The organism is Nocardia testacea NBRC 100365 (genome assembly GCF_000308775.1).
GTDB classification, from domain to species: domain Bacteria; phylum Actinomycetota; class Actinomycetes; order Mycobacteriales; family Mycobacteriaceae; genus Nocardia; species Nocardia testacea.
Window position 1 is genome coordinate 1 of record NZ_BAGJ01000160.1, and the last position, 13,012, is coordinate 13,012.

Sequence of the window (13,012 nt, forward strand, 5' to 3'; positions counted from 1 at the left end):
GGGGGGTGGTGGCGGTGGCATCGCGCCAGCGCACCAGGTCGCCGGTCCGGTACATGCGCTGGCCGTAACCGAAGGGGTTGGCCACGAACCGGTCCGCGGTGACACCGGGGCGGCCGAGGTAGCCGCGAGCCAGCTGGTCACCGGCCAGGTACAGCTCACCGGGCACCCCGGGCGGTACCGGGCGCAGCCGCGAATCCAGTACGTAGACCCGGGTGTTCCACTGTGGCAGACCGATCGGCACCGCCCGATCCGCCGATCCGGCGGCCGGCCAGGAGGTCGCCGACACCGCTGTCTCGGCGGTCCCGTACAGGTTCTGCGCCCGCGCACCGCAGCGTTCCCGAACCGCGGCGGCGATTTCCGGCGCCAGCGGACCGCCCGTCACGAACACCTCGCGCAGACTGCGCATCGGGCCGGGATCGGCGTGCTCGGCGAACGCGGCGAGTTCGCCGGGCCCGAAATCGGTGACCGTCACCGCCCGTGCGGCGATCGTCGCGGCGATACCTTCCGGATCCCCGGCCCCGGCCGGGGCAAGGGCCAGCTCCGCACCGGCGCGCAGCGGCAGGAAAGTCCCCCACAGCGAGGTGTCGCGGGTCGGTGGATTCTGCTGGAGGTAGACGTCGGTGAAACCCATCGGGTACTGGGCGAGCATCAGCGTGATCTGGTTGTTGATCGCGCTGTGCGTGAGCACCGCCAGTTCCGGCCCGTCCGGCGACACCGAGGCGCACAGCAGATAGGCGGCGTGACCGGGGCGTATCTGCCGGATCAGTTCCTCCGGGCGTACCGGATCGGCGCAGTGGCGGGCGTCTTCGGCGCCGGTTACGAGGATCGGCGGCCGCGGCCGCGTGGTGGATTCCACCGCGGCCGCCAGCCGGGCTTCGTCGGCCGGGGCCACCAGCACACAGGCCGGTCCGGCGAGGTCGAGGATCCGCGCGTTCCAGCCGGCCGGATCGTCGGGGTCCAGTGGCAGGCAGGCGCCACCGGCGGTCAGCACCGCGTAGATCGCCACCAGCAGTTCGGTCGAGTTGCGCAGTGCCACGCCCACCGGCGTCTCGGTGCCGACGCCGGCTTCGATCAACCGCCGGGCCAGCCGGTTCACCCGGGCGTCGAACTCCTGATAGGTCAGCTCGGATTCCGCGCCGACTACCGCCACGGTATCCGGGCGGGTGGCCACGGTGCGGCGGTAACCGTCGAGCAGCAGATCCGGCGCGACCGGATACCGGGTGTCGTTCCAGACCACCAGCAACCGATCGAGATCGGCCCGGGACAGCAGGTCGATATCACCGACCGGACCGTCCGGATCGCCACCGGCGACGGTGAGTACTCGCTGCAACCGGCGGGCGAATTCGGTGACGGTGGCGGTATCGAACCGGTCGGCGGCGTAATGCAACGCGGCCGCGATCCCATCCGGTGAACCGTCGGTGCCGCGGTGCGGGTCGATCACCAGCCGCAACCCGCACTCGGCGGACGAATTCGCGATCTCGATCGGTTCGGTGGACAGGCTCGGCATCTCCAGGCGCGGCACATCGTTGTGCCGCAACGAGATCGCGATATCGAACAGGGGCGCGCCGGCGCCGATGGCCGCGTCCAGGATCTCGAAGGGCAGATCGGCGTGGGCGAATGCCGCGCGATCGGATTCCGCGACCCGTGCGACCAGATCGAGGAAAGACTCCGCCGGATCGATGCGGGTGCGCAGGACGACGGTGTTGGCGTAGGGGCCGATCGCGTCGTCGAGTTCGCGTTCGTCGTGCCCACGCACCGAGCTGCCGAGCACGATATCGGTGACGGCGGCCGAGCGGGCCAGCAGCACCGCGAAGGCCGCGCGCACCACGATGAACTCGGAGACCTCGGCCCGGCGGGCGATATCGGCGATCCGGCGATGGGTGCGGGTGCCGATCTCGAATCCGTGCACTCCGTAGCCCGTGGCACCGGAGCGGACGGCGGCGGCCGGAATCTCCAGCCGCGGCGGCAACCCGGCCAGGTATTCGCGCCAGAACGCCAGCCGGGCCGCAGCGAGCGAGTCCGGATCGGTGCTGTCGCCCAGTTCGGCCTGCCGGCTCAGGAAATAGTCCAGGTACTGCACCGACAGCGGCTGCCACAGCGGCCGCGACCGATTGCGCCGCCCGAGGAACGCCCGCAACAGGTCCCGTAGCAACAGCCCGGCCGACACCTCGTCGGCAAGGATGCGGTGCACGACCACCGCGACCACATGTTCGCGGGGGCCGGTCTCGGCCAGTGCGAACCGGACCGGCACCTGATCGGGATCGGCGACGTCGAAATCGGTCCGCGCCAGAGCCTGCAGCCAATCGGCCAGTTCGGCGGGCGCCACCGGTTCGGCGACCACCTCCGGTACCGCCCGCTCGCGCGGCAGCACCACCTGATGCGGCGTGCCGCCGACCTCCGGGTACACGGTGCGCAGCGTTTCGTGCCGGTCGACCACATCGGCGACGGCGGCCTGCATGGCCGCCGCGTCCAGGGTGCCGGTCAGGGTCATCGCGGCGGTGACGGTGTCGACGCCCTCTTCGGGGGTGAAGCGATTGCGCTCCCACAACCGCAGCTGCCCCGGGGACAGCGGGATGGATTCCGGTCGTTGCTCTGTGCGGTCGTCGGGTGCCGGGACCGGTTCCGGAGATTGCTCCGACCGCCGCGAGGCACCGGCGGAGTCGGGCCACAGCGGGCTCGGGGCATTGCTGTCCCGGGCGCCGAACGGGAACTCCGCGACACCGGGCTCCGGGCGCGTGGCGGGCAGCACGGCCGGGCTCGGTCCCGGCGCGGCCGCGCCCTCCGGTGTGTTCTCGTAGAACGCCAGCGCGTCACCGGCTGCCCGGTAGGAACCCCCGCGGGAGGTCTGGGTGTCGCCCGGCGCGGGTAGTTGCCGCCCGCCGCCGAGCCAGCTGTCCGCGGGCTCGGTCGTCTCCGTCGCGGTGGGCGAGGTTTCCGCGGCGCGGGCGCCGCGCGCCCCCAGCGGATGTGAACGGTCGGGCATTTCCAGGTAGCCGCGCCCGGGCAGTTCCATATCGCGCCGCTCGGACGCGAGTCTGCTGTCCTCCCCGGGCAGTCCGCGCGCCGGCGGCATGGGCTCCGGTTCGGCGGCGGGTTCCCGACGGGGCAGGCCGTAGCCGTACCCGGCGAAGGTGTTCGCCTCGACCGGCTGCTCCGGTTCGACGGCCGGCAGATCGGGTTCCCCCGGAAGGGCCGCGGCTTCCCGGATCGGCAGGCTCTGTTCGAAGTCGGGCGGCGACTGGTCGAGCGGCACCTCCGGATCCGCGCCGGCTTCGACGGTGGCCTGCGGTGTATCCAGAACTCTCGGACCCGTGGCGTCCGGGAGTGGCGGCAGCTCGACCCGGCCCACATATTCCAGCTCGCCGTCCTCGGCGCGGCGCACCAGGTCACCGGTACGGAAGAGTCGGGCACCGTCGTCGGCGTACGGGTCGGCGACCAGCAGTTGCGCGGTCCGCCCAGGCCGGCGGTGATAGCCGCGGGCCAGTTGCGGACCACCGAGATACAGCTCCCCCACCGCACCGGTGGGCACCTGCGCGAGTTGTCCGTCCAGGATATGGGCCGTCACACCGCGGATCGGCGCGCCCAGGGTCGGTGCCCGGCCGGGAGTCAGCGCGGTGCTGATATTGGTCACGATTGTGGCCTCGGCGGGCCCGTATCCCTGGTACAGCGCCCGGGTCGCCCCGCCGGCCACGGGAATCGCCCAGCGCGACACCGGTTCGGGCGGGCACGGCCGGCGCCCGGCGATCACCACACCCAGTTCGTCGAGTCCCGCGGGATCCATCACCTCCAGCGCTTCGGGCGTCAGGTAGGCATGGGTGACACCGGTGCGACGCAGCAGTTCGGTCAGCTCGTCCGCCGTGGACACCAGCGGAGAGACCACCACCATGGTCGCGGCGCCGCCGAGCGCGAGCAGCAATTCCAGAACGGCCGAATCCGAGGGGAGCGGTGCGAAGTTCAGCGTGCGGTCCTCGGGCTCGACCCGGAAGCGGCCCTGCTGTTCGGCGCACAGACCGGACAACCCGGCCTGGGTGACCACCACACCGTCCGGTGAGGCCTCGCCGTCGCTGACGTAGCTGACATAGGCGGGGTGTTCGGCCCGCAGCGGGCGGATCCGGTCGGCGTAGGTAACCGGTTCGGAGGAGAACTGCTCCAGCGAGCGGGCGGCGTCGACCGTGTCGACCCGCAACCATTCGATCTCGTCGGGCAGTTCGTTACGAACCCAGGAGACCGCCAGACCGTAGACCGCGCCGACGTCGACCAGCAGATGCGCGATCCAGTTCGGCGGGTAGGCGGGATCGATCGGCACGAACCCCGCGCCCGTCTTGGCCACCGCCCAGACCGCCAGCACCGCGTCCAGCGAACGCGGGATGGCCACGGCCACCAGATCCTCCGGACCGATACCGCGCGCCATGAGCGACCGTGCCAACCGGCTCGACCAGGCGTCCAGATCGGCATAGCTGACCTGCTCCAATGGGCCGGTGCCGTCGGCGAGGACGAGGGCCGCACCGTCGGGATTGGTCTCGACAGCGTTCGCGATCAGCTGCGGAAGGGTGGTCACGCGGGGCCGCCGGGTTCGGTGGGGCCGGGTCCGGACTGGCCGCGTCATACCGTTTTCGCCCTCCGGAGGTGGTCACACCGCTGACCGACTACCGCATCCATCTGTCCGCCTCGCCTGCCTATCGCACTTCACCGCCGCGCCCTACCGTGCCGCAGCTTGGACAGCAGCCTGCCACAATGCGCCGGTACCCGGTATGGCACCCGGCAGGTTACCGGTCGGGGCCGCGCACAGCTACACCCCGCGGAATCCGGCCCCGGCCGCACGCCCGGGCCCGTCCGTCCCGAAACCTTCCGCGGCCCGCGGCAATCGCCTCGACCCGCTCAGCTCAGCAGTGTGGGCAGATCCAGTACCGTTCCGATGCCGGACCAGGCGGGGCCCGGCTCGTCCTGCTCGTCGAGGACGAGCGTGGTCAGATCCGCCAGGGCGCCGGGGTCGAGTACGGCCAGACCGGCGCTGTCGGACCACAGATGCGTGATCCATTCACCCGCCGGGGTCGGGTCCTGGTGTGCCGTCGGCAGCAGTACCACCGAGGCGCCCGCGGCACCGGCGGCCACGGTTTCCAGTACCGCAGACGGACTGTCGCCACGGCCGGCGCGGTAGGTCCTGGCCTCGTAGGTCAGGCCGGTGACGGTATGCATCCGGGTCACCGCGGTGGCCAGCTGGTCGTAGCTCACCTGCCGGCCGGTACCGTCCACCACGACCGGATCGCTGCCGCGCAGTGGTCGCACCCGGTGTGCGTAGGTGACCGGCCGCGGTGATTCCGCGGCGATCTCCGCGGCGATCTCCGGATCGTCGAGCAGCAGCCATTCGAGATGGGGCGCGGCCGGTGCCCGGCCCACGGCCAGCCCGGCCGCGACCACCAGATCCGCGGCCGCCGCGACCTCCACGGCGTCGCCGGGCACGAGGGTGGCGCCCGCCTTGAGCACCGCCCAGGTCGCCACCACCGCGTCCACTCCGCGTTCCAGCGCACTCACCAGGCCGGTGCCCGGGCCGTAGCCGCGCGCGATCAGCACGCGGGCCAGTCGCGAGGACCGCGCGTCGAGCTCCCGATAGCTCACCACCGTCTCACCGCACACCACCGCGGGGCCTTCCGGATCGTCCTCCACCGAGGCGCTCAGCGTCTGCGCGAGCGCGGTACCCGCGGTCGCGGCGGGTACCGACTGCTCGGTGGGGGGAAGCGAGCGCGGGCGCTCGGGAGCGTCCGCGTAATCGATATCGCCCACCGCCACCAGGGGGTCGGCGGCGACCGCGGTGAGGATCCGCCGCAGCCGGCGGGCGAACGACCGCACCGTACCCTCGTCGAAGAGGTCCGTGGGATAGGTCAGCACGGCGTGCAGTTCCGCCGGCGCACCGTCGGCATCGCGGCCGGGGTCGATATCCACCCGCAGATCGAATGTTGCGGTGAGCTCCCGGCAATCCAGTGACCACACGGACAGGCCCGGCAGTTTCAGCGCGACCTGCTCGTCGTTCCCCACCGCCAGCACCACGGAGAACAGTGGATTGCGCTCGGCGGCCCGATCCGGCGCCGCGACCTCCACGACCTGTTCGAACGGGAGGTCGGCACGGTCGAACGCCGACAGTCCGGTTTCCCTTGTCTCGTCGAGTAGTTCGGCGAAGGGCCGGGCGGTGTCGACGCGCGTGCGCAATGCGAGAGTATTGGCGAACATACCGACGAGGCCGTCGAGCGCCCGCTCCCCCCGGCCGGTGACCGGGGTGCCCACCGCGATGTCTTCCGCGCCGGTCAGCTGGTGCAGCAGCACACTCACCGCGGCGTGCAACACCATGAACAGTGTGGCGCCGCGGTCCCGGGCGAGCCGGTCCAGCCCCTCGTGTACCTCGGCGGACACCGTGAAACCCGTGCCGGCGCCGCGCAGTGAGGGCATCGCCGGACGCCGCCGGTCCAGCGGCAGCTCCGCCTGCCCGGTGGCGCCGCGCAAGCGGTCGCGCCAGTACGCCGATTGCGCCGCCGCGACAGAGTTCTCGTCGGCGCTGTCGCCGAGCACCGCGCCGTGCCAGATCGCGTAGTCGGCGTACTGGATCGACAGCGGTGACCAGCGCGGCGATTCCCCGCCGACGCGGGCCAGGTAGGCGGTCATCAGATCGCGCGCCAGCGGTGGGAGCGAGGCCGGGTCGACGGCGATACGGTGCACGACCAGCGCCAGCACATGCCGGTCGGGACCGGTGGTGAGCAGCAGCCCGCGCACCGGTACCTGGGTGGTGACATCGAAGCCGGCCGCGAGCAGTTCGCCGATCCGGCCGAGTGCGTCCTCGGTGGTCTCCGATTCCAGCCCGCCGCGCAGCGCCTGCGCCACCGGCAGGATCTCCTGATACGGCACTCCGTCCGGACCGCCGGGATAGCGGGTGCGCAGGACCTCGTGCCGTTCGAGTACATCGGAGAGGGCGTAGCGCAGCGCCGAGGTATCGAGCGCACCGTCGAGTCCGATGGCGAGCGGAATATTGTGGGCGGCCGAATCCGGCACCAGCCGATCACCCGGCCACAGGCGCAACTGCCTCGGCGACAGCGGGATTCGTTCGGGACGATCCACCCGCGCCAGGGCCGGTCGTTCCACCTGCGGGAGCACCCCGGGAATCACTCGCGCGGCCAGCGCGGCCACCGTCGGCGCCTCGAACAGCTCGCGTATCACGAGCTCGGCCGACAGCGCCTCGTTGATCCGGGCCACCGCGCGGGTGGCGGTCAGCGAATTACCGCCGAGCACGAAGAAATCGTCTTCGGCGCCGACCCGTTCGACACCGAGCAATTCGGCGAACACACCCGCCACCACCGTTTCCACCCGGCCCGCCGGGGCGGTGTAGGGCGCCCGGCCGGCCACCGCCGGAACCGGTAGCGCGTCCCGGTCCAGCTTCCCGTGCGGGGTCAGCGGCAGCTCTTCGACGACGACGAGGGCCTCCGGAACCATGTATTCGGGCAGGAATTCGGCGACCTGCTCGCGGAGCAGGCCTGGATCGAGTACCGCATCCTCCTCCGCCGCGGGTACCGCGTAACCGAGCAGCCGGTCCCCGGCCACCTCGTCGGCACGCACCAGCGCGACCGCCCGGCCTACTCCCGGGCAGCGCAGCAGGGCCGCCTCGACCTCACCGAGTTCGATCCGGAAACCCCGCACCTGCACTTGCGCGTCCGCGCGACCGGCGTATTCGAGATCGGCGCGGCCGCCGAAAGCGGCCCAGCGGCAGATATCACCGCTGCGGTACATCCGCGAGCCCGGCGCGCCGAACGGGTCGGCCACGAACCGGGTGGCGGTAAGGCCCGGACTGCCCGGGTAACCGCGGGCCAGCTGCCGCCCCGACACATAGATCTCTCCCGGCACGCCCACCGGCGCCGGGTGCAGACGCTCGTCGAGGACGAACGCGTCCAGGCCGGGCAGCGCCCGGCCGATCACGCCGGCGGGGTTGTCCACCAGCTTCTCGTCGAGTGCCAGGAAGGAGGCGTGCACGGTGGTCTCGGTGAGGCCGTACATGTTCACCAGCCACGGCCCATCCGTTTCGGGTCCGCCGTGCCGCTCGTACCAGCTCCGCAGCCGGCGCAGGTCCAGCGCCTCGCCGCCGAACACCACATAGCGCAGGGCGAGCGCGCCGGTGCCGTGGGCGAGCCGATCGGCCTCCGCGAGCCGGTAGAACGCCGAGGGTGTCTGGTTCAGCACGGTGACCCGTTCGCGGACGAGCAGTTCGCGCAACTCTTCCGGTGCGTGCGCGGTCGGCCCGTCGACCACCACCACCGATCCACCACTGGCCAGCGCGCACCACAGTTCCCATACCGAGAAGTCGAAGGCGACCGAGTGGAACAGGGTCCACACATCGGTGTCGTCGAATTCGAACAGCAGCTGGGTGTTGGCGAACAGTTCCACCACATTGCGGTGCGCCACGGCCACGGCCCTGGGCGACCCGGTGGAACCGGAGGTGTGGATCACATACGCCAGGTTGTCCGGACGTAACGGGGCCCGACGGTCGGCATCGGTGACCGGTTCGGTGGAACGGTGGACGGTGTCGGCGAGCAGGATCACCGGCGCGTGCACGGCCGGGATCGCGGCGCGTTCGGCGGCGGTGGTGAGTACAGCGGCCGGCGGAGCTTCGGCGAGAACGGATTCCAGCCGCTCCCGAGGATAGGTGGTATCGATCGGCAGATAGCCGGCCCCGGACAGCAACACGCCGAGCAACGCGACCGGCAACTCCTCGGTCCGCGGCACCGCCACGGCCACCAGGGTTTCCGGGCCCGCCCCGGCGGCGATCAGGGCACGTGCCACCTGATACGACCGGCTCAGCAGTTCGGCGAAACTCAGCACGGTCCCGCCGGACCGGACAGCCGGAGAGCGCGGCCGCAGCCGAGCCTGGGCCTCGATGAGGTCGGCCAGCGTCACCGCCGGCACCCGGACCCCGCCGCTGTTCCATTCCCGCAGCACCAGATCGCGTTCGCCGGGGGCGAGCAGATCGATATCGCCCACGATCCGGTAGGGGTCGGTGGCTACGGCGTGCAGGATCCGCAGCAGCCGGTCCGCGTGGTCGCCGAGCGTGGGCGCGTCGAACAGATCGCTGGTGTAGGTGAAGGTCAGCCGCGCCTCGGCGCCGGTGTCCAGCAGGTCCACGCGCAGGTCGAGCATGTCCGGCAGGCGGGCGGGCGCGTCGGTGGTGGCCAGCAGTACCCGGAAGGGCGGCTGCCCGGCGGCGGTGCGCACCGTGTCGATCAGTTGCCCCAGCCGTTCGGTGCCACGGCCCCCGGTCTCGAAGAGCGCGCCACCCGCGACGCGGGCGGTGCCGAGCAGTTCGTCGAAGCGCAGCGCCGGATCCAGATCGGTGTGCAGGACCGACAAACCGGCCCCGGCATGCCGGGTGTTGAACGCACCGACCGCGATATCCCGGTGCCCCGACAGCCGGGCCAGCAGAATGGCCAGCGCCGCCTGTATCACGGTGAACGCTGTCGTCTCCTGGTACGTCGCAATATCGTTGAGGGAATCGAGCAGATCGATACTCAGCTCCCGCGTCACCTGACCGCAGCGTCCGGACGGGGCGGCCGGACGCGGCCGATCGGCGGGCAGTTCGGCCCGGCCGACGAGTGCGCCGGGGGGCCGCCACCAATCCGCGGCCGGGGTGGTCCCGAGTTCCGCGGGCACCGCCAGCAGCTGGCCCACGAGTGCGTGCAGCAGTACCGAGAGGGCGCCGGCCGCGGACTCGGCGATCAGCTCGCGGCGGTACCAGAGCCGCAGCAGCAGCCGGTCCGCCGACTCCGCCACCAGTGTCACCGGATAGTGGGTGTGGGAGTGGGGGGTCAGCTCCAGCACCTCGAGCCCGTCGACGCCGCCGGCGGCCCCGGGCAGTCGCGCCGCGCCGACGGGGTGCGGGTCGTAGGCCAGCAGGGTATCGAAGAGCCCGGCCGCGCCCGGGGCGGTATCGGCGGCGCTCAGATGGTGGTGATCGCGCAGGGCGTCCTGTTCGGCTTCGATGCGGGTCAGCAGATCCCGCACCGTCCAGCCCGGCTCGAAACGCACCCGCATCGGAACGGTGTTGGCGAACAACCCGGCCATCCGGTCCACCCCGCTCGGCCCGGCGGAACGACCGGAGACCACGGCCCCGAACACAATGTCCCGGCGCCCGGTCAGCCCCGCCAGCAACAGCGCCCACAGCGCCCGCACCACGGTCTCGACCGTCACCCCGGCCGCGGCCGCGTACGCGGTCATGGCGGCTGTCGCGGTATCACCGAGCGCGAGATCGACCTTTCCGATACCGGTTTCCGGTTGCGTGGGCGCAGCGAGCACCGGCGCGAGTTCGGTGGGCCGGGCGCCGCGCAGCGCCTCCGCCCAGCGGGCGCGGCCCGCCGCGGTGTCCTGCCGTGCCAGCCATTCCAGATGGTCGCGGTAGGCCGGCGGCCGCGGCAGCGCCGCCGGGTCACCGTGGCGGGCATAGAGGGCCAGCAGATCCGCGAGCAGGATCGGCGCCGACCGCCCGTCGAAGAGCAGCTGATGCGCGGCCAGCACGAGATGGGTGCGCCCGGAAACCGTGCGATACACCGTGACCCGCAGCAGCGGCGCGGTATCCAGGGCGAACCGGGTGAGCCGTTCGGTCTCCAGCAGTTCCGGGATCTCGTAGTCGCCGACATCGTCGGCCACCCGCCACGGCACCGTGACGGTCTTGCGCACCAACTGCACCGGCGACCCGTCGGCGGCCGTCACAAACGCGGTGCGCAGTACCGGATGCCGGTCGACGAGCCCCTGCGCGGCCCGATGCAAGCGGTCCAGATCTATGACGCCCCCGAGCTCGACGGCGAACAACATCACGTAGTCGTCCGGGCCGTCCACTGTGAAGTGCGAACGGAAGAACAAACCCGCGCCCAGCGGCGCCAGCGGCAGCACATCGACCAGGCCCGGGTGCTCCGCACGCCAGGTATCGAGTTCCCGCTGCCCGACCCGGACCAGCGGCAGATCCGAGGGAGTCAGGCCCCCCGCAGCCGGGTCGGCGATATGCCGCGCGATGGCGTTGACCGCGGCCAGCCATTCGTCGGCCAGTTCCCGGACCGCCGGCTCGTCGACGATATCGACGGCGTAGCCGAACGACGCCGTGATCCGGCCATCACCGGCGGCGACCGCCTCCACATCGATCACCGTCTCCGCCGGCATATCCGGGTCGAACGCGGTCTCCAACCCGCCGAGTTCACCGAGGGGCAGCCAGGCCGTCTCGTCGTTGCCGGGCAGCGTACCGGCGGCGAACCGCCCCATCCAGGCGAAGCCGATCTGCGCCACGCGCCCGTCGAATTCAGCGGGGGCCGACCGGCGCAGCAACCCGAAACCCAGCGGTCGCGGGGCCGCCACCAGCTGTTCCTTCACCGAACGCAGCAGCGCGGCGGTCACCGGACCGGCGGCCAGCGCGGCCCGGGGATCGATCTCGGTGAGATCCAGAGCCACCGGATATGCCGTATCGAACCAGCCGACGGTGCGGGTGAGATCCGATCCGGGCAGCCCGGAATCCACTCGTCCGTCACCGTGCAGCCGGACCCGGGTGGTCGCGCAGTCCACCCCGCGGCGGGACCGCCAATTCCGTACCGCCAGGGCCAGCGCGGCCAGCAACGGAACTTCCGGATTCGTCCGGTACAGCGCCGGCACTCCGGTCAGCACCACCTCGGCGGTATCCGCCGGCACCTCCACCAGGAATCGATGCACCGACGCGTGGGTGTCGGTGGTGGGGTCGATCGCCCGCACGCCGAGCAGCGGGTCCGGGGTGGCCAGCACCTCACGCCAATGGGCGAGTTCGCTGTCGCGCGGCGCGACGGGTTCGATCGCCGCCTGCGCCCAGCGCCGGAACGAGGTGGGAACAGCGGGCAGTTCGGGGCGCCGCCGCCCGGCCACCTGCGCCCACGCCCGGGCCAGATCCCCCAGGAGGACCTGCCAGGACACACTGTCGATCACATAGTGGTGCACGGCGAGCAGCAGCGCGTCGCGGGCGCCCGGGCGGCACAGCCGGGTCGCCGCGACCATCCGGCCGCCGAGCGGGTCCAGCCGCGCCACCGTCGTGTGCATCGTCGAACCGGCGAGCGCGGCGACCTCGGCCGGGCGGGTCCCCGCGGGCACCTCGACCTCCGCGAGCAGCCAACCCGCCCCGACCGGCCCGCTGTCCGGAACCTCCCACCGGAACTGCCCGTCCTCGGCCACCAGGCGGGCCCGCAACATATCGTGTCGCTCCACCACCGCACCGAGGACCGCGGCCGTCCAGGCACGGTCGATCCCCTCCGGCAACGCCAGCACAGCGGTCTGCGCGAAACCGGGATGCACGCCCCCCGCCAGGTACTCGGCCAGGATCGGGGTCGCCGGCACGGCGCCGATCCCGTCGGCCGGGATCGGCGGGGATGCCGGTCCTCCGAACCCGCGCGCATGCCCATGCTGTGCCCGGTGTCCTGGCTGTCCCACCGGAACCGGCGCGGCCTCCTCCCGGAAACCGCGCCGGTCCTCCGGCGGGGCGACGTGCTCTGATCGGCGAGCCGGGCTTTCCGCCGGCCTGTCCGCACGCCCGTATTCGGCCCGGGCGTCGCGCACCGCCTCACCCGCCACGGACCCGGCCACTTCCCCCGCGATCTCACGCGAACGTTGTGGCAGCGCGGCCCGGTCCGGCGCACCGTCGCGACGCGGCGGAATCTCCCCGTGACCCGACCCGCTTCCGTTTCGGGGGAGGGCGCCGGGCCCGAATCCCCGGGCGGGCGCCGGCGGCACGTCACCGCCCCCGAGCCGAGCCGAAGTTCCCGGGAACCCGAGCTGATCGGACTCACGACCCGGAACCGGCGGTACCCGACCACCCCCGAGTTCGGCTGGAGTCTCCGGGAACCCACCCCGATCGAACTCCCGACCCGGAACCGACGGCACCTCACCGCTCTCGAGCTCAGGCGAAGTTCCCGGCAATCGCCGCCCATCGAACTCACGACTCGAAGCCGGCGGCACCTCTCCCCGAATCCGTGCCCGG

General features: G+C 72.0%; 2 protein-coding genes. Both read right to left on the reverse strand.

Going from position 1 to position 13,012, the window contains the following annotated elements; all coding sequences use genetic code 11:
* Positions 1–4,606: AMP-binding protein (locus ON38_RS21720; RefSeq protein ID WP_039826775.1), on the reverse strand; the 4,606-nt coding region annotated here is incomplete at its 3' end.
* 272 nt (positions 4,607–4,878) lie between these two features.
* Positions 4,879–12,372 (reverse strand): non-ribosomal peptide synthetase, encoded by a 7,494-nt coding sequence (locus tag ON38_RS34270; protein ID WP_051165049.1) that lies wholly within the window; start codon positions 12,370–12,372, stop codon positions 4,879–4,881.
* Positions 12,373–13,012: the final 640 nt, after the last annotated feature.